The sequence below is a fragment of the Halorubellus sp. JP-L1 genome (assembly GCF_011440375.1).
GTDB lineage: Archaea > Halobacteriota > Halobacteria > Halobacteriales > Natrialbaceae > Halorubellus.
In genome coordinates, this window is record NZ_JAAOIR010000001.1 from 163,613 (window position 1) to 180,998 (window position 17,386).

The 17,386-nt window shown below is 67.8% G+C and carries 22 protein-coding genes; 8 read left to right on the plus strand and 14 right to left on the minus strand.

Annotated elements, in window-relative coordinates; genetic code table 11:
• The first annotated feature begins 38 nt into the window (after nt 1–38).
• Nucleotides 39–353: a hypothetical protein gene (locus tag G9C85_RS00790; protein ID WP_166036267.1), complete on the plus strand. Its 315-nt coding sequence runs from the start codon at nt 39–41 to the stop codon at nt 351–353.
• Between the two features lie 48 nt (nt 354–401).
• Here the strand turns inward: G9C85_RS00790 and G9C85_RS18555 are convergent, their stop codons facing one another.
• Nucleotides 402–707, minus strand: coding sequence for a TrmB family transcriptional regulator (locus G9C85_RS18555; protein WP_193570578.1), 306 nt, complete (start codon nt 705–707; stop codon nt 402–404).
• A 202-nt stretch (nt 708–909) separates the two neighbouring features.
• On the opposite strand from G9C85_RS18555, the gene G9C85_RS00800 reads away from it, so the two are divergent.
• A complete protein-coding gene (locus G9C85_RS00800) occupies nt 910–1,104 on the plus strand; it encodes a XapX domain-containing protein (RefSeq protein WP_166036268.1) in 195 nt (64 codons plus the stop codon).
• Between the two features lie 22 nt (nt 1,105–1,126).
• Here the strand turns inward: G9C85_RS00800 and G9C85_RS00805 are convergent, their stop codons facing one another.
• From G9C85_RS00805 to G9C85_RS00830, 6 genes are all read right to left on the minus strand, one after another.
• Nucleotides 1,127–1,651, minus strand: a complete 525-nt coding sequence (locus G9C85_RS00805) for a DUF6789 family protein (protein WP_166036269.1) — start codon at nt 1,649–1,651, stop codon at nt 1,127–1,129.
• Between the two features lie 174 nt (nt 1,652–1,825).
• Nucleotides 1,826–3,670 (minus strand): FAD-binding protein, encoded by a 1,845-nt coding sequence (locus G9C85_RS00810; RefSeq protein ID WP_166036270.1) that lies wholly within the window; start codon nt 3,668–3,670, stop codon nt 1,826–1,828.
• Between the two features lie 6 nt (nt 3,671–3,676).
• Entirely contained in the window at nt 3,677–4,567 is an 891-nt protein-coding gene (locus G9C85_RS00815; protein ID WP_166036271.1) for a succinate dehydrogenase/fumarate reductase iron-sulfur subunit, read from the minus strand.
• 2 nt (nt 4,568–4,569) lie between these two features.
• On the minus strand, nt 4,570–4,947 hold the full coding sequence (locus G9C85_RS00820) for a succinate dehydrogenase hydrophobic membrane anchor subunit (protein WP_166036272.1): 378 nt from the start codon (nt 4,945–4,947) through the stop codon (nt 4,570–4,572).
• Nucleotides 4,947–5,348, minus strand: coding sequence for a succinate dehydrogenase, cytochrome b556 subunit (gene sdhC / locus G9C85_RS00825; RefSeq protein ID WP_166036273.1), 402 nt, complete (start codon nt 5,346–5,348; stop codon nt 4,947–4,949). The genes G9C85_RS00820 and sdhC overlap by 1 nt, the downstream gene beginning before the upstream one ends.
• Nucleotides 5,349–5,469: 121 nt before the next feature.
• Nucleotides 5,470–6,510, minus strand: a complete 1,041-nt coding sequence (locus G9C85_RS00830) for a succinylglutamate desuccinylase/aspartoacylase family protein (RefSeq protein ID WP_166036274.1) — start codon at nt 6,508–6,510, stop codon at nt 5,470–5,472.
• A 163-nt stretch (nt 6,511–6,673) separates the two neighbouring features.
• Here G9C85_RS00830 and G9C85_RS00835 point away from each other — a divergent pair, with 163 nt between their 5' ends.
• Together G9C85_RS00835 and G9C85_RS00840 are read left to right on the plus strand one after the other, a co-directional pair.
• On the plus strand, nt 6,674–7,429 hold the full coding sequence (locus tag G9C85_RS00835; RefSeq protein WP_166036275.1) for a GNAT family N-acetyltransferase: 756 nt from the start codon (nt 6,674–6,676) through the stop codon (nt 7,427–7,429).
• Nucleotides 7,430–7,608: 179 nt separating this feature from the next.
• Nucleotides 7,609–8,964, plus strand: coding sequence for a RimK family alpha-L-glutamate ligase (locus tag G9C85_RS00840; protein WP_166036276.1), 1,356 nt, complete (start codon nt 7,609–7,611; stop codon nt 8,962–8,964).
• Nucleotides 8,965–8,967: 3 nt separating this feature from the next.
• Here the strand turns inward: G9C85_RS00840 and G9C85_RS00845 are convergent, their stop codons facing one another.
• The 3 genes from G9C85_RS00845 to G9C85_RS00855 form a co-directional block, all read right to left on the minus strand.
• Nucleotides 8,968–9,312: an AzlD domain-containing protein gene (locus G9C85_RS00845; protein WP_166036277.1), complete on the minus strand. Its 345-nt coding sequence runs from the start codon at nt 9,310–9,312 to the stop codon at nt 8,968–8,970.
• Entirely contained in the window at nt 9,309–10,031 is a 723-nt protein-coding gene (locus G9C85_RS00850; RefSeq protein ID WP_166036278.1) for an AzlC family ABC transporter permease, read from the minus strand. The genes G9C85_RS00845 and G9C85_RS00850 overlap by 4 nt, the downstream gene beginning before the upstream one ends.
• A 179-nt stretch (nt 10,032–10,210) precedes the next feature.
• Complete coding sequence (locus G9C85_RS00855; RefSeq protein WP_166036279.1) at nt 10,211–10,867, minus strand: DNA-3-methyladenine glycosylase 2 family protein; 657 nt, start codon at nt 10,865–10,867, stop codon at nt 10,211–10,213.
• Nucleotides 10,868–11,035: 168 nt separating this feature from the next.
• Here G9C85_RS00855 and G9C85_RS00860 point away from each other — a divergent pair, with 168 nt between their 5' ends.
• The 3 genes from G9C85_RS00860 (at nt 11,036) to G9C85_RS00870 (ending at nt 12,419) form a co-directional block, all read left to right on the plus strand.
• Nucleotides 11,036–11,443, plus strand: a complete 408-nt coding sequence (locus G9C85_RS00860; RefSeq protein ID WP_166036280.1) for a hypothetical protein — start codon at nt 11,036–11,038, stop codon at nt 11,441–11,443.
• Nucleotides 11,444–11,546: 103 nt separating this feature from the next.
• Nucleotides 11,547–11,954 (plus strand): hypothetical protein, encoded by a 408-nt coding sequence (locus G9C85_RS00865; protein ID WP_166036281.1) that lies wholly within the window; start codon nt 11,547–11,549, stop codon nt 11,952–11,954.
• Between the two features lie 63 nt (nt 11,955–12,017).
• On the plus strand, nt 12,018–12,419 hold the full coding sequence (locus G9C85_RS00870; protein WP_166036282.1) for a hypothetical protein: 402 nt from the start codon (nt 12,018–12,020) through the stop codon (nt 12,417–12,419).
• A 16-nt stretch (nt 12,420–12,435) separates the two neighbouring features.
• Here the strand turns inward: G9C85_RS00870 and G9C85_RS18635 are convergent, their stop codons facing one another.
• The 4 genes from G9C85_RS18635 to G9C85_RS00890 form a co-directional block, all read right to left on the minus strand.
• Nucleotides 12,436–13,104, minus strand: a complete 669-nt coding sequence (locus G9C85_RS18635; RefSeq protein ID WP_205254291.1) for a hypothetical protein — start codon at nt 13,102–13,104, stop codon at nt 12,436–12,438.
• Nucleotides 13,105–13,202: 98 nt separating this feature from the next.
• Complete coding sequence (locus G9C85_RS00880; protein WP_166036283.1) at nt 13,203–13,505, minus strand: hypothetical protein; 303 nt, start codon at nt 13,503–13,505, stop codon at nt 13,203–13,205.
• Nucleotides 13,506–13,559: 54 nt separating this feature from the next.
• On the minus strand, nt 13,560–13,847 hold the full coding sequence (locus tag G9C85_RS00885; RefSeq protein ID WP_166036284.1) for a winged helix-turn-helix domain-containing protein: 288 nt from the start codon (nt 13,845–13,847) through the stop codon (nt 13,560–13,562).
• Nucleotides 13,848–14,111: 264 nt separating this feature from the next.
• Complete coding sequence (locus G9C85_RS00890) at nt 14,112–15,263, minus strand: acyl-CoA dehydrogenase family protein (protein ID WP_166036285.1); 1,152 nt, start codon at nt 15,261–15,263, stop codon at nt 14,112–14,114.
• Nucleotides 15,264–15,379: 116 nt separating this feature from the next.
• Between G9C85_RS00890 and G9C85_RS00895 the strand changes: the two genes are divergently transcribed.
• A complete protein-coding gene (locus G9C85_RS00895) occupies nt 15,380–17,365 on the plus strand; it encodes a 3-hydroxyacyl-CoA dehydrogenase/enoyl-CoA hydratase family protein (RefSeq protein WP_166036286.1) in 1,986 nt (661 codons plus the stop codon).
• Nucleotides 17,366–17,386: the final 21 nt, after the last annotated feature.

Genomic DNA, 17,386 nt, shown 5'->3' on the forward strand with positions numbered 1-17,386 from the left:
GCGCAAGGTTTCTCCGCGCGCGGCCCGGACGGTACGGCGTGTACGGCGACGACGACGAGTCGGACGCGCCCGCGGGTAGCGACGACGAGTGGCCGGACCCGCCGCTCGACCGCGAGCGCGACCCGGGACGGCTCCGCGTCCGCCTCGCGTGCTCCGCGGTCGTCTTCCTCGCGTTCCTCGCGCTCTCGGGCGACTACGCGTTCGAACTGATCGGGATGCTGTGGCCGCCGCAGTCGTCCCTCGCTCGCTGGTCGACGCTCGTCCTCCTGCAGGCGCTCGGCTACGTCGTCATGCCGCTGCTCGTCGGTGGCCTACTCGGCGACCTCGTCTACGATCACGTGCTCGACCGATAGCGCTCGTCGACGCGAGGTGCGGGAGGATGCGGCCACCAGAACGATCGGTCAGTTCGCGAAGCGAACCATCCGGGCAGCGTTCCGCTCGACGTAGCCGGCCGCCTCGAGCGTCGAGAGGACGGTGAACAGCCCGAGCTTTGGGACGTCGAGCGCGGACGCGAGGCCGTCGACGGTCGCCTCCCGCTCTCGCTCGAGATAGACGTAGACGAGCTTCGCTTGCGTCGATTCCAGCGCCGTCGGCACGGTGAGTGTCGTCTCGGACGGCGTCGAGTCGGTGCTCTCGGTCGGACTCGAGTCGGTCGATCTCGAGTCGGTCGGTGTCGTCGGTTCCGACGGCGTCGTGTTCGCGGTCATCGTACCATCCTCCGAATTGTTCGACGAACATAAATCTCTGTATCGTCGATCGTCGTAATCTTATCCGGGTGATGGATGCACCCCTGTCACCTCGTGCGTTCCACAAGGTCGACCGGGGAGCCGTGGCTGCGCCCTTCGACGGCGCGTCGCCGGATTCGAAGCGAACTTCTTATGCGCGCGTGCGGGCAAGCAGGTGGTCGCCATGAACATCGCAGAGATTGCGTTCGCGACGACGACGGGGCTCGTTGCCGGGGCCGTGTTCGCGCTCGTGGACGCTCCGATTCCGGCACCGCCCGCGCTCGCCGGCGTCATGGGGATCGTCGGGATCTACCTCGGCTACAAGCTCGTCGAGCACTTCGACCTCGTTGGCGCCATCGCGAACGCCATCCCGCTGTAGGTGCCACCGGAAACGAGTCGGCCTAGTTTCCCCCGGTCGCGGACCGATCGCGGTCGTCCTCGTCCGCCGGGACGTCGAACGCGTAGTAGACGACGCCGAGGACGACGCCGTACGCGGCGTGCCCGGCGAGCATCGCGGAGGAGACGTACGGGAACGGGACCGAGACCCCGGATTCGACGAGCGAGAGCCAGACCGGGAGGGCGACGACGGCGAACGCGAGCCAGACGGCGAGCGCGTACACGATCGCCGCACCGACCTGTTCCCTGGCGGAGGCACCAGAGAGCCCCGAGAGCCCGATGACCGCCGAGAACCCGATGCCGAGAACCGACGCGTGCAGGACGTGGACGATCCACCCGAACACGGGATCGTCCGGTGGGGCGACGCCGTAGACCGCCGGAATCGTCGATCGCAGGACGTCCGGCGACGTCACGGAGACGACCCCGCCGAACGCCAGTCCCGCGACGAGACCGGCGGCTAGACCCAATCGCCAGTCACCACCCAGTAGCTTGGCGACGTCCGGCGTCGACGACCCCGTCTCGGTTGCCATGATTCGAGCGCACTAGGGGCGAGAGACGTAATGTAATTCTGGACATATACGGCCAGCGGGTCCGTCGAGCGAGAATCGACTCCGGCACCGGACGGACCCACCGTTCGCGAGTAAGCCCGCGTTATCGACGACCGGACGACAACGAAATGAAGACGGCGCGAGCCGCGAGCGTCGTCAGTACGAGCGTTCCTTCGGCTCGTAGGTCTTGTTCTGACCTTCGAGGATCACCGGCCGGAAGAACACCTCGGGCTCGCCGTCGTGCCACGCGATGAGCGTGTGCTTGAGCCACTCGTCGTCCTTGCGTTCCTGGTGCTCCTTGCGCCAGTGCGCGCCGCGGAACTCGTCGCGGACGAGCGCGCCCATCGCGATCGTCTCCGCGATGTCGATGAGGTTCCGCGTCTCGATCGTGTGCTGGAGGTCCGTGTTGAACGTCCGACTCGGGTCCTCGACGTAGACGTCCTCGTACGCCTCGCGGATGTCGCGGATGTCGCGGAGCGCCTGCCGAACGCCCTCCTCCTCGCGGAAGACGTTCACGTTCTGGGTCATCGTCTTCTGGAGGCGCGCGCGGATCTGGGAGTGCTTCACGCCGTCCTCGCGGGACAGCATCTCCTCGACGCGCTCGCGCTGCGCTTCGACCTCGCGCTCGACGACCGCGGTCGCGTCCTGCGTGACCGCACCCCCGTCGGTCGCCGTCGACGCCTCGCCACCGGCACCAATGCCGGCTTCGCCGGGCTGGACGGGCATCTCGGTGTCGTCGTACTCGATGTTCCCGCGCTCGCCCGTCTCGATCTTCGCGTCCTCGATGTCGCCGCCAGCGGCGTGCACGCCGGCGCGAGCACCGAACACGATGAGTTCCGGGAGCGCGTTCCCGCCCAGGCGGTTCGCGCCGTGCACGCTCACGCACGCCGTCTCCCCGGCCGCGTACAGGCCGTCGATGCACGTGTGGCCGTTCTCGTCGGTCTCCACGCCACCCATCTGGTAGTGCTGGCCGGGCTTGACCGGCATCGGCTCCTTCAATCCGTCGACGCCCTCGAAGTCCTCCGCGAGGTGCAGGATGTTCTCCAGGCGGTCGAGGATGCGTTCCTCGCCGAGGTGGCGCATGTCGAGCATCACGTACTCGTCCTCGAACCCGCGGCCCTCGTTCACCTCCGTCAGCTCCGCGCGCGAGACGACGTCGCGAGAGGCGAGTTCGCCCTCGTTGTTCGCGTACCCGTGCTCGAACATGAAGCGCTCGCCGTCCGCGTTGTACAGGATACCGCCTTCACCGCGAACGCCCTCCGAGATGAGGACGCCCGTGCTCGGGAGCGTCGTCGGGTGGAACTGCACGAACTCCATGTCCTCCAGGGGGACGCCAGCGCGGTACGCGATCGCGTACCCGTCGCCGGTGTTCGCGACCGCGTTCGTCGTGTGGTCGAACGCCTGCCCGGGCCCACCGGTCGCGAGGATGACGCCGTCGTTCGCCTTGAACCCCTGAATATCGCCGGTCTTGACGTCAATTCCGACGACACCGTGACACGACCGCTCGCTCGGGTCGTCCTCGTCCGTCACCGCGACGTCCTGCACGAACCACTCGTCGTACACCTCGATCCCTCGCTTCACGACCTGCTCGTACATCGTGTGCAGGAGGTGATGGCCGGTCTCCGCGCCCGCGTACGTCGTCCGCGGGAACGACAACCCGCCGAACGGCCGCTGGCTGACGGTGCCGTCGTCCTCGCGCGAGAACGGCATCCCCCAGTGCTCGATGTTGATGACCTCCTCCGGGGAGTCCTGCGCGAGCGTCTCCACCGCCGGCGCGTCCGCGAGGTAGTCCGACCCCTTCATGGTGTCGTACGCGTGCAGCTCCCAGTCGTCGCCCTCGCGGAGCGCCGCGTTGATGCCACCCTCCGCCGCGCCCGTGTGCGAGCGAACCGGATGGAGTTTCGTCACGATAGCCACGTCCGCACCTTCCTCGTGGGCCGCGATCGCCGCGCGGAGCCCCGCGCCGCCACCGCCGACCACGATAACGTCGTGTTCGTACATGATGTGTTACCAGAACTTGAGGTTGCTCTTGACCGCTTCGCGCTTCAGTTCCTGGATGTGCTCGGTCAGCGGGATGTCCTTCGGGCAGACCTCCGTGCACGAGAACTGAGTCTGGCAGCGCCAGACGCCGTGCTCCTGCTCGAGGATGCGGAGTCGATGCTCCTCGAGTTCCGCCTCGTCCTCGCGCTCGTCCATGTAGAACCGGTACGCCTTGTTGATCGCCGCCGGCCCCAGGTACTCGTTGTCGCCCGCAGCGATGTTGCACGAGGACATGCACGCACCACACCAGATGCAGCGCGTACTCATCTTTATCTTCTCGCGGTTCTCCCGCGTCTGCTTCTGTTCCTCGCCGTCGGGCGCGTTCTCGCCCTGGAAGTACGGCTCCACCGAGTGCATCTGGTCGTAGAAGTGCTGCATGTCCACGACCAGGTCCTTCACGACGTCCTGGTGCGGGAGCGGCTCCACGCGAACCGGCCACTCCAGGTCGCTCATTTGGGTCTTACAGCACAGGCGCTGCTGGCCGTTGACGAACATCGCGTCCGACCCACACACCGCCTGCCGGCACGAGTGCCGGAACGTCAGCGACGGGTCGTAGTGGTCGCGCGCGTACATGAGCGCGTCCAGCACCGTCATCCCCTTCTCGAAGGGCACGTGGAACTCGTCGAACCGCGGCTCCTGCTTGCCCTCCACCTCGGGGTCGTACCGGAACACCTTCATCCGGACGGCCTCCTCGGCCGCCGCGATCTCCTCCTGGGCCTTCTTCTGGGCGTCCCGGTACGCGCGGTCCGTCGCCTTCTTCGCCATCCGCTGCTCCTGGGGTGATTCGACCGACGCGTCCGTCTCCGCGTCGGCGCTCGACTCCGCTTCGCCCTCCTGCTCCGGTACTTGCGTGCTCATTGTTATAGGAATCCGTTCATGACGAGTGCGACGCGCGTGCCCTGCACCACGAGGAGCAGGGCGGCGATGCCGAGGACGCCCTGCGCCACTCGCTTCTGCGTGCCCTCGATGCCCTGGTTCAGCATCGCGTTGTAGATGCCGTTGACGCCGTGGAACGTCGCGGCGACGAGGAACAGCCACATCGTCGCGAAGTACGCGAGGTCCCCCATCCGCGCGGACGTCCCGGCGAACGTGACCTCGTACGCGTGGTTGTAGAAGTGCAGCAGGAAGAAGTGAAACGCGAGGACGACGATGAGGAACGCCGCCGTGATTCGCTGGAAGAGCCAGCCCCAGCCACCGCGATCGAAGGACGTCGGCGCACCGGCGGTGTCGGCCGCCATCAGGCGCCACCTCCGAGCCCGGCGAGGAACGTCGGGACGCTCGCGACGACGATCGCGCCCGTCAGGACGAGCGACGCGTAGAAACTCCGGTCCTGCGACCCGAGACCGATGCCGAGGTCGACGAGCAGCAGTCGCGTCCCGTTCAGGATGTGGAACACGGCCGTCGCCAGCAGCCCGATCTCCAGGATGCGGACGACGAAGATGCTTTCGAGGCCCTGTAGCGTTTGCGTGTACGTTTCTGCGCCCGTCGTCGCCGTGCTGAGAACTGCGATGTGCGTGAAGAGGTACCCGACGAGGATCCACCCGGTGAACTTGTGGAAGATCCACGCCCACATGCCGGCCTGGAACTCCTTCCAGCGGCCGAAGTCCTCGATGAGACCGCGGTTGTAAGACTGGCTCATGCTCTATACGCGACGCTTGGACCGTACCGGTATAGAAGTTACTACCTCGCGCTCGCGAAACGCCCCGACGTTGCCGGTTCGAGCGCCCGCGACCGCGACTTGCGGTGGCCGTCCATCCGGGTCACGGGGATTCGCCGCCGGTCGACGCCCTCGGCGTCTGCTCGCGTTCGAGCGCGCGCCGCGTCGGTTCGTCGAGTTCGACGAGGTGACAGAGCGGGTTCCCCGGGTAGACGACCGGGTTCTCGAGGACGCCGACGAGCACGCCCGTGAACGGTGCCTCAACCTCGGTGTTGTCGAGCTTGAACGGGCTGGTGATGGTGCAGATGCGGTCGCCCTCGTGGACGAGCGACCCGGACTCGAAGTGCATGTCGACCATGCCGCCGGCGTCCGCGCGCAGCCACGTCTTCTCGTCGTTGTCCTCGACGACGGTCCGCCACCCCGGCCAGCTCACCGCCTCGGTCGCGAGCAGGCCGTACTCGGCGAGGACGCTCAGAACGCCCCCGAGCGCGCGGTCGATGAGCTGGCGCTGGAACCGGTGGGCTTCGCCCATCTCGATGGTGATGGTGGGGATACCGGCGTCGGTCGCCTCGCGCCGGAGCGTGCCGTCGGGGCCGTCGCTGCTGATGATGACGTTCGACGCGAACGCGTTCGCGAGCCGCGACACCTCGTCGTTCGCCATGTCCGCCCGGACGTGCAGCATGTTCGTTCGGCCGCGCGTCGACGTGTGGAGGTCGATGCCGAGGTCGCACGGTTCGACGAAGTTCGTGAAGATGCGGTGAGCCATCCGCTTCGCGCTCGTCGAGTCCTCGTGCCCGGGGAACGACCGGTTCAGGTCGCGGTCGTAGATCGGTAGGTACCGCTGCTGGGCGAGGAACCCGGGGACGTTCAGGACCGGCATGCAGACGAGCGTCCCCTGGAGGTCAGCGAGATCCCACTCGTGGGCGACCTCGCGCACGACCTCGATCCCGTTCAGTTCGTCGCCGTGCGCGGCCGCCGAGAGGAAGACGGTCGGCCCGGGGCGTTCGCCGTTGATGATGGTGACGGGGATGCGGACGGGATCGCCGAGGTAGGTTTCGCTGATCCCGTAGCGGATGTTCGCGGTCTCGCCCGGGTCCACCCGCCCGCCGTTGTAGGTGAAGGCGTCCGCGTCGTCGTCGCTCATACACGCCCCTCTGGCGCCGGCACGTAAATGCCTGCATGTCCCCGCCGAGCCCACTGCAAGTCACCGGCGAGCCCACTGCAGGTCCACGTCGAGCCCGCCGCGGCTTCGAGTCGAGCGCGCGTCCGGGGCCGAGCGTTATTACGGTTGGTGTCGTACGTGTGGTATGGAAGTACGTGACGCCACCGCGGACGACTTCGAGGCGATGCGGCGGACGGCTGCAGCGTCGATGCACGAGTCCTACGATTCGTTCCTGGACCCGCAGACGATCGACGCGGCGCTCGAGGAATGGTACGGCGCGGACACGCTGGCCGCGCAGGTGTCCGCGGCGGACGCGCTCCTGTACGTCGCCGAGGCCGACGACGACGGCGTCGTCGGGTTCGTGCAGGCGGAGGTCGTGACGAAAGACCCGGTCGAGGGCCGCATCCTCTGGCTGCACGTGCATCCCGAAGCGCGGGGAGATGGCGTCGGGTCGCGGCTGTTCGTTCGCGCGCAGGAGGAACTCCTCCAGCGGGGCGCCGAGCGCATCACGGGCGTCGTCCTCGAGGGGAACGAGCTCGGGACGGCGTTCTACGAGGGCCACGGGTTCGCGCGCGCCGGCGACCGGACGGTCGACGTCGGCGACGAGTCCTACGCGGAGGCGCTGTACGTGCAGGCGGAAGCCGGAGAGGTCGAGTGGGAGAGCCTCGACGAGTACGACGTCGACGGCCAGTCGGTGTTCGTGAGCTACAGCGAGGCCGACCGCGGGTCGAAGGGGCCGCTCTACCAGGCGTACAGCGACCCCGACCGCGACCGCAAGTACGGCTACTTCTGCGGCGCGTGTCACTCCTTCGACGTGTCGATGAGCTCGATGGGGGTCGTCGAGTGCAACGACTGCGAGAACCGCCGGAAGGCGACCCGCTGGGACGCCTCCTACCTCTGAGAGTCGATCGCCGGAGTGACGCCTTCGCCACAGCGGAAGTGTCAGAACAGCGACGCCAGCCCCGACGCCAACCTCGACGCCAATCTCGACGCCACCCGCGATGCCGTGGGTGGCACGCACACGCACTTGCGACCGCGCTATCAGGGAACGCTTTTGGAACCAGCGCGAGTGGGTAGTATATGAACGGTTCGTCCGGTGTACGCGTCGGTGTTCTCAGTTTCCACAACAGCAAGGAGTCCAAGGCGATCTGTAACGCGATCGAGGACCTCGGGCACGAACCCGAGTGGCTGCGCGAGGAGAACACGAGCGTCCGCGTGCGCGGCAACGACGTCGAGTTGACGCCGAACGTGGACGTCGTGGCGAACCGGATGCTGCTCTCGAACACCGAGCAGCCCTGCGAGGACCTCGGGGTCGCGAACACGATCGCGAGCCTGCGGCCGATGCTGAACGCGCCGAACGCGACGCTCCGGGCGTCCCACAAGTTCGCGACCGCGGGCGCGCTCGCCGAAGCCGACATCCAGGTGCCGGACGCGCTGCTGGCGCTCGATGCGACGACGCTGAACGCCGCGCGGGAGGAGTTCGGCGACGAAGCCGTGTACAAGACCGCGATCGGGACCCACGGCGGCGGGACGTGGAAGGTCGGGCGAGACGAGCACGTGAACCCGAAGGTCGGGAACCGGTACGCGTTCCTCCAGAGCCTCATCGAGCGCGACGACCAGGACCACCGCGACATCCGCGTGTACGTCGTCGGTGACGAGGTCGTCGGCGCGATGTACCGGTACGCGCCCGACAACGACTGGCGGACGAACGTCGCGCTCGGCGGGAGCGTCGAGGACGCGACCGGCGACCTCCCCGACGAGGTCGTCGACATCGCGACGGAGGCGTCGGACGTCGTCGGCCTGGACTACGCGGGCGTCGACATCGTCGAGGGGAACGAGGGCTGGTTCGTCCTCGAGGTCAACCCGACGGCGGGATTCAAGGGACTGTACGAGGCGACCGGGCGGAGTCCGGCGCCGTACATCGCGAAGCTCGCGATCGAACGGGCCGGTGGGAGCGTCGACGCGGAGCGCGTTCGCGAACTCTCGGCGACGCTCGACGACTCCGTGCCGTCGTGCAAGCCGCGCGCGCCGACGTCGGAGTCCGACGAACCGGTCGTCGTCGGGTACACGGAGGAGGTCGTCGTCCACGGCACGCAGGGCTCGAAGACGGTGCTCGCGAAGTCCGACACGGGCGCGACCCGCACCAGTATCGACACGAGCCTCGCCGCGGAGATCGGCGCCGGCCCGATCAAGTCCGTGATGAAGGTGAAGTCCGGGAGCCTGAAGAGCGGGAAGTCGCGACCGGTCGTCGACCTCGTCGTCGGCGTCGGCGGCCGCCAGCATACGGTCACGGCGAGCGTCGAGGACCGCAGTCACATGGACTACCCGCTCCTCCTCGGCCGGGACATCCTCGGGAACTACCAGGTGGACGTCTCCAAGCGCGTGGACGCGACCGAGGAAGCGGACGACGAGGAGGAAGAAGAGAGCCTGGAATAGCTCCTAGATGGCTTGAAGCGTCCAGAGGGCGACCATCCCGGCGGCGATCGTCGCGAGCACGTTCTCGGTCTTCCAGGCGACGAGCGCCGCGATCGCCGCGGCCGGGAGCTTCGGCGAGTACGCCACCGTCGGGAGGACGAGCGCCCCGCCGGACGCGTCGACGGCGACGACGGCGGGGACGACGAGTGCGGCGAGGACTGCCGCGGGCACGAACTCGAGCGCGCGCTCGATGCGTGGCGGGATCTCGTCGACGCGACCGACGACGACGACGAACGACGCCCTGAGGGCGTACGTGCCGACGCCGCCGGCGAGCACGACCAGCCAGAGGACGCCCGCGTCGTCGATCATGCCTCCTCCTCCGCCGAGCCGTCGGTGGCGTCGGTCGCGAGTGCGTCGTCGAGGATCGTCGCGACGACGACGCCGGCGAGCGCCGCGGCGACGAGCGACACGTCGTAGGGGAGGTTCGCCCCGAGGACGGTGCCGACGCCGCCGACGAGCGCCGCGAGCGCACTCGCCCTGTCGGTGACGTTCGGGACGAGGAGCGCGAGGAACGTGAGGGGGATGGCGAACTCGAGGGAGAGCCCCGGTGGGACGCGCGCGCCGACGAGGATGCCCGTGATCGTGGACAGCTGCCACGCGATCCAGAGCGTGAAGGCGGCGCCGACGTAGTACCAGAGCCGCCGGTCGGGACTGGTGTCTTGCTCGCGGTACTCGGTGAGTGCGACGGCGTACGCCTGATCGGTCATCAGGTACGCACAGATCGCGCGGGAACGCGTGGTGAACGCGCGGAAGTGCGGCGCGATGCTCGCCGCGTACATCGGGTACCGGAGGTTCACGACGAGGATCGTCGCGAGGACGACGACCGCGGGCGAGCCCTTCGCGATGAGGTCGACCGCGGCGAGCTGAGCCGCGCCCGCGAACACGATCGCGGACATCGCCGCGACGAGCGTCGGGTCGAGCCCGCGGTCGATCGCCGTCACACCGTACACGAGGCCGAACGGGACGACGCCGAGGAGGAACGGACTGATCGCGCGTGCGCCGTCGATGGCGTCCGCCCGATCACTCACGGTGGCACCCCCCGGTTTGTCGCGTAACACGCAGGCATGAACGGGGCCGACGAAGGCACGCCCAATCGCTCTTTGGGTCGGGGCAGACGCTGACCCGGGGCGAAAGCGGCCACGCGCGCCGACCGCCGAACCCGGTCAGTCCTCCACCACTTCGTCGACGGCCACACCGGCTCGGCGAGTCAGTCCTCCACCACTTCGTCGACGCCGTCGACGACGTCTTCCTCGATCCGCCAGAGGTAGAGCGTCGCGTAGCTCCGGTACGGCTTCCAGCGTTCGGCGCGCCCGACCATCTCGCTGCGCGAGAGGTCGTCGCCGTCGGGGAACACGCGCCGCATCCCTTTGCGGACGCCGAGGTCGCCGACCGGGAAGACATCCTCGCGGCCGAGCGCGAACAAGAGCTGCATGTTCGCGGTCCAGTCGCCGACGCCCGTGATCGACGTGAGAGCCTCGCGGACGGCGTCGTCGTCCCAGTCCGCGAAGTGGTCGACCGAGTACCCGCGCTCGGCGAACGTCTCGGCGACCGCGTTCACGTACCGCGTCTTCTGCCGGGACAGCCCGACGTCCCGCAAAACGTCGTCGTCGGCGGCGCGAATCCCGTCGGGCGTGACGTCCACGGCGTCGAACAGGCGCTCTCTGGTCGCCGCCGCGCTCGCCATCGACACCTGCTGTCGGAGGATCGAGACGACGAGGCGCTCGAAGAGGTCCTCGGCGGTCTCGACGGAGAGTTCGCCGTGCTCGGCGACGGCCGGTCCGAGATACTCGTCCGCTCGGAGGAACGGGTGCGGGTCGTCGTCGACGGCTTCCGGAGCGTCGGTGGCTTCCGAGTCGTTCGTCACGGGCGCCCGTAGCCGCTCGGCGGAGTTATGGTTCACGGGTTCGAGGTGCTCGCGGTCCGCGTCGCCAATGCGCCCGGCGGCGGGCTAGAGGATTTGGCTGGACCCACACCTGTCGCGAGTGACACAACCCTAGACATGGAACGAACCGAACGATCCGTTGGGTCGTCCGTGACCACGGCCGTCGACGCCGCCCTCGCGTTCGCGGGCATCGTCGCTATCGTCTTCCCAATCACCGCGCTTGCGGATGCGGTCCTCGGATCGCCGCTCGGACGGGGCGTCCTGTTCGCCTCCTTCGCGGCTGGTGCGCTCGGAGCGGCTGGTTTCGTCACGACCGACCGGTCGCTCACGCGGCTCGCGAAGTTCCTCGGATTCTCGTTCGCGAGCGGGTTCGGGTGGCTCGTCGTCGTCGCCGCCGTCATGACCGCGTTCGGCGTCGCTATCCCCGCGGGCGACCGGCGGCCGTTCCTCTACGCCGGACTGCTCGCGCTCGCCACCGGCTACACGTTCGTGTACGGGGACGCCGTCGACGCGACGTTCGAGTCCGGGGACCCCTCCTCGTTCGGGAGTGAGTCCTGACGGACGTTCGACCACGGCCGGTCGAGTGCGGGCGGGTCCCAGACCGGCGCCCTCGAAGCACTCCGATCGGTAGTGTCAGGTAGGAGAACCTCGACCGTCGAGTATGGGAAGCGCCGCTCGCGAGGCCACGTCCTGGCTGCTCGCAACGCTCGACTTCGTCTTCGCGTTCGTCGGCGTCGGCGCCGTCGCGTACCCGACCCTCCGGCTCGTCGCCGAACTCGCCGGGCCGACAGTCCCGCGCGGACTCGTCCCGCTCGCGGCGTTCGCGCTCGCGTTCGGCGCGAGCTACCCGTACGTCGCCGGGGACTGGTCGCTCGGCCGCCTCGGCGAGTTCCTCTTCGTCGCCATCGCGAGCACGCTCGCGTGGGGCGTCCTCGTCGCCGGCGTCGTCCTCGCGCTCGACCTTCCGAGCTACCCCGCCGACCCTGCACCCGCCGCGACCGCATGGACGCTCGCGCTCGCCACCGCGTACGCGGTCGTCTACTGGCGAGCGATTCGACTGTTCCGGTGATCCACTGTCGGTGACTCGCAGCGGACCGAAACTCTCACGGAGTGAAGCGGCGACGACCATACCATGCCCGACCTCGAACAGCGCGTGCAGGCGTTCCTCGACGTGGGCGTCGAAGTCGCCCTCGCCGCCATCGCGTTCCTCCTCGTCTCCCTCTTCACGATCGGTCTCGCGAACAGCGTCCTCGGGTCGCCGCTCGCGGCCGGCGTCCCCGTGCTCACTGTCGGCGTCGTCCTCGTCGGGACCGCGGTCGCCGTCGGCCAGGGCTGGTCGTCGGAGCACCTGGGGCACTTCCTGACGGCCTCGCTCGGCGCCGGCGCGGTCTGGGTGCTCGTCGTCGGGAGCATCGTCTACGCCTTCGACCTCCCGCTCGCCGCCCGAGACCCGGTCGCGATCCTCACCGCGTGGTCCCTCGGGCTCGCGACCGCCTACGTCGCCGTCTACGTCGGGGAGGACGCACTCGCCTGACCGCAGGAAGCGTCCTTTAGAGCTCGTACTCGGGCCCGGACGTCGACGGCTTCACGGGCGTGCCGTCCGGTCGTAGCACCCACCAGACGTCCCCGACGCCCTGGCCCTCCGCGTCACCGGGCGATTCGTCGGGCGCGAAGTAGTACAGCGGCCAGCCGGCCGCGGCGACCTGCGTCGACTCGTCGTCCCGCGAGAACGTCGTGAGTTCGGCGGTCACGCCGTCGCCCGCGACCGGGTCGCCCTCGACGGTGAGCGGCGGCCAGTTCGACGCGCAGTCGCCGCTGCACGTACTCGACTCGCTTCCCTTCTCGTCGTTGTCGAACATGTAGAGCGTCATCCCGTCGGCGTCGACGAGGACGTCGCCGTGCTCGGAATGGGAGCGCACCTGGACCGTCGCGCGAGCGGACCCACCGTCTTCCGTCGCCGACTCCGCGTCGGTGTCGGTCTCTCCGTCAGTGTCGGTCCCGTCGTCGGTATCCGTCTCCGCGTCGGTCTCGGTTTCCCCGTGAGTATCGGTTTCGGTGGTGGTAGCCGCTCCGTCGTCGCCTGGAGCGGTGGTGGTCGCCGCCCCCTGGTCGGTGACTTCGGTCGCCGTCGCGTCGCCGCCGCCGGTGAGGCACCCGGCGGCGCCGACGACGATGCTGCTGCCGGCACCAGCGAGGACCGCGCGTCGTGAGAGGCGCATGGTACAACGAGGGCCGCATCCGAGCAAGAAGCTATTCCGAACTCGGTCCAAAATTCGTCCGACATCGCGTCTCGCGAGCCCGGGGACGACCGATACTCTCAGCGGAGCGTGACGTTCGCGAGGAACGCGAGCGCGAGGAGTTCCAGCCCGCAGAGGAAGGTCAAACCGACCTGGACCTCGAGGCTCGACTCGACGAACCAGCCGACGAACGCCGGGTGGAGGACGTAGAAGAACAGCCAGAGCAAGTTCTCCACGAAGAGGAACCCCGCGAACACGAGGAGTGCGAGCGTGTGCGACGCCCCGTGCTGGCGGTAGTTCCGGAGCCAGACGCTCCCCAACGCGAGCAGGAGCAGGGCGTTCGCGCCCGCGGCGACGCGAGCGACGTCAAGCCAGACGGCCATCGTCACCCCCTATGGAAGGCATCGCCAAATGTGCTGTCCAAACTTCGTCCGAACTCATGGGTCGTCCTCCGCGACGGTGTCGAGTACCTCCTCGACGATCCCCCAGTTCGACTTCGCTTGGTCCGTGAACAGGTAGACGGCGGCGTAGTCGTCGTCGGTCCGCCGGACGACGTTGTTCTCCATGAGGACGTCCAGGTGGTGGCGTATCGTCGTGTAGTCCATGTCGAGTTCCTCGGCGAGCTGGTTCGCGTTCTGCGGTCGCTCGTCGAGCGCCTGCACGATGCGGACGCGCGTCGGCCCGCCGCGGGAACTCGCGAGTACGTACCACAGAACGCCCTCCATCGGGGCGGAGATTCCCGGGGAGATGCCCTAAAGCCTCGGGCGAAGAAGTCGGTCATATGACGGCGTGCTCGTGGCCGCCTGAAAAACGGTCAGTTAGCGTGACAAACCAGCACAATCAGACGATGTCCCAATCGATCACACGATGTCCGCGCGAGCAAAGCGAGCGCGGTTCACCGCGAGCGCCCCAGCGGGGCGCGAGTGGCATTTTTCATCGACGTTTTTCGAGGAGGGTCGGCGAAGCCGACCCGGCGAAGAAAAAGGTTGTCAGTAGCCCTTGCCGAGGAGTTCGCGCGCGATGATGTTCTTCTGGATCTCGGTCGTGCCCTCGTAGATCTGCGTGATCTTCGCGTCGCGGTAGAAGCGCTCGACGGGGAAGTCGTTCACGTAGCCGGCGCCGCCGTGGATCTGGACGGCCTCGTTCGCGGCGTCGACGGCGACGCGCGACGCGAACTCCTTCGCCATGGAGGCGAGTTTCGTGATGTCCTCGCCCTGGTCGACGTTCCACGCGGCCTTGTACGTCAGCATGCGCGCCGCCTCCGTGCGCGTGTGCATGTCGGCGAGCTTGTGCTGGATGGCCTGGAAGTCGCCGATGGGGCGGTCGAACTGCTCGCGCTCCTGCGCGTAGTCGAGCGCGGCCTCGGCGGCGCCCTTCGCGATACCGACGCCCTGGGCGGCGACGGCGGTGCGGGTCTCGTCGAAGAACTGCATCTGCTGGAGGAAGCCCATCCCGCGCGTCCCGACGAGGTTCTCCTCGGGAACGCGGACGTCGTTCAGGATGAGTTCCGCGGTGTCGCTCGCGCGGATGCCCAGTTTCCCCGTGATCTTCTCGGCCTCGAACCCGTCGCGGTCGGCCTCGACGACGATCTGACTGAAGCCGTTGTAGCGCCCCTCGGCGTCCGGGTCGGTCTCGCAGAGGACGACGTAGTAGTCGCCGATCGAGCCGTTCGTGATCCACATCTTGTTCCCGTCTATCACCCACTCGTCGCCGTCCTTCTCGGCCTGCGTGGAGACCGAGGAGACGTCGCTCCCGGTGTCGGGTTCGCTGATGGCCGCGCCCATGATGGCGTCGCCCTTCGGGATGGGTTCGAGGAAGCGCTCCTTCTGATCTTCCGTCCCGAACTCCATGATGGCGTCCGCGCCGAAGGACGCCGAAGTCAGGCAGAGCCCGATGCCGGGGTCCACTGCGAACAGTTCCTCGGTGATGAGTGCGGATTCGAGGTTGCCGTAGTCCGCGCCCCCGTACTCGAAGGGGATGTGTGCGCCGAGCAGGCCGGCATCGGCGGCCTTCTCCATGACCTCCCAGGGGTACTCCTCGTTCACGTCGTACTCCTTCGCGACGGGTTCGACCTCGTTCTCGGCGAACCGTGCGACCTCCTCTTTGACCTGTTTCTGCTCGTCTGAGAGCGCGAAGTCCATAGTAAACCATTAACGCATTGTTCGTTAAAAAGCTATGTACCCGGCCGTAAACTAGAGAGCAGTTCCCGGGTTCGGTAAGGGAAACCTTGAAACGATTGCCAGTTGTCTTCTCGGCCATGGAGCTGGAAGAAGTCAACACCGTCGCAGTTCTCGGCGCTGGTAACATGGGCCACGGTATCGCGGAGGTCGCGGCCCTCGCCGGCTACGACGTCGCCATGCGTGACATCAAGGACGAGTTCGTCCAGGACGGCTACGACAAGATCGAGTGGTCGCTCGGCAAGCTCGCCGAGAGCGACCAGATCAGCGAACAGGACGCCGACGACGCGCTCGACCGCGTCACACCCCTCGTCGACCTCGAGGAGACCGTCGCCGACGCCGACGTCGTCATCGAGGCCGTCCCCGAGAAGATGGAGATCAAGGAGGACACGTGGACGGACGTCGAGGCGTACGCGCCCGACCACGCGATCTTCACGACGAACACGTCGTCGCTGTCGATCACGGACCTCTCCGAGTTCACCGACCGCCCCGAGGCGTTCTGCGGGATGCACTTCTTCAACCCGCCGATCCGCATGGACCTCGTCGAGGTCATCTCCGGCGAACACACCGACACGGAGACGCTCGACCTCGTCGAAGCGCTCGCCGAGGACTTCGGGAAGACGCCCGTCCGCGTCCGCAAGGACGTCCCCGGGTTCATCGTGAACCGCATCCTCGTCCCGCTGATGAACGAGGCCGCGTGGCTCGTCGACGACGGCGTCGCCACCATCGAGGAGGTCGACGCGACGACGAAGTTCGACATCGGCCTCCCGATGGGGAGCTTCGAGCTCTCGGACTACGTCGGCATCGACGTCGGCTACCACGTGCTCGACTACATGCACGAGGTCGCGGGCGACCGCTACGAGCCTGCGCCGATGATGGTCGAGAAGGTCGAGAACGAGGAGTTCGGCCAGAAGTCCGGGAAGGGCTTCTACGACTACGAGGACGGCGAGGGCGCGGACGTCCCGATGGACGACGACCTGTTCAGCGAGACCGTCAAGGAGCGCCTGCTCGCGGTGCTCGCGAACGAGGTCGCGTACCTCGTCGGCGACGACGTCGCCTCCCCGGAAGAGATCGACACCGCCGTCAAACTCGGTGGGCGGTGGCCGAAGGGCCCAGCGAAGTTCGCCGACGAGTACGGCGTCGCCCGGCTCGCGGAAGCGCTCGAGGCTGCCCACGAGGAGTCCGGGCATCCGCGCTACGAGGCGTTCGACCACCTCGCCGAGTTCGCCGAGGCCGGCGGATTCTACGACGACGACGGTGCCGAGGACGACGGCGCGCCGTCGTTCGACACGCTCGAACTGACGTACCCCGGCGAGAAGGTCGCGCAGATCGAGCTCTCGCGCCCCCAGCAGATGAACTCCATCAGCCTCGAACTCATCGAGGAGCTCGACGACGCCATCGACGTCGTCGACGAGGACGATAGCGTTCGCGCGCTCCTGCTGACGGGTGCGGGTTCGAAGGCGTTCTCCGCGGGCGCGGACTTCATGAGCATCGCCGGCAGCGGCGCGGACCCGTTCGAAGCGGTCGAGCTCTCGAAGTACGGCCAGGAGACGTTCGGTCGCCTCGAGGAGATCGAGATGCCGGTCGTCGCCGCGATCGACGGCTACTGTCTCGGCGGCGGCATGGAACTCGCGACGTGCGCGGACGTCCGCGTCGCCTCCACGCGCGCCGAGTTCGGCCAGCCCGAGTTCGACCTCGGACTCCTCCCGGGCTGGGGTGGCACGCAGCGCCTCCAGCGCATCGTCGGCATGGGGCGCGCGAAGGAGATCATCTTCACCGCCGAGCGCTTCCCCGCCGACGAGATGGAGCGCTTCGGGTTCGTGAACGAGGTCTACGAGCCCGACGAGTTCGAGGACGCAGCCGTCGAGTACGCCGAGAAGCTCGCGGGCGGCCCACCGCTCGCACAGCGCTTCGCGAAGCGCGCGATGCTGAAGGGCTGGGACGACAGCGACGCCGGCCTGGAGATCGAGTCGATGGGCTTCGGCCACGTCGTCAACTCCGAGGACGTCCACGAGGGCATCAACGCGTTCTTCGGCGACGACGAGCCCGAGTTCGAAGGGAAGTAGCCACGGGCTGACCGCGTCGTC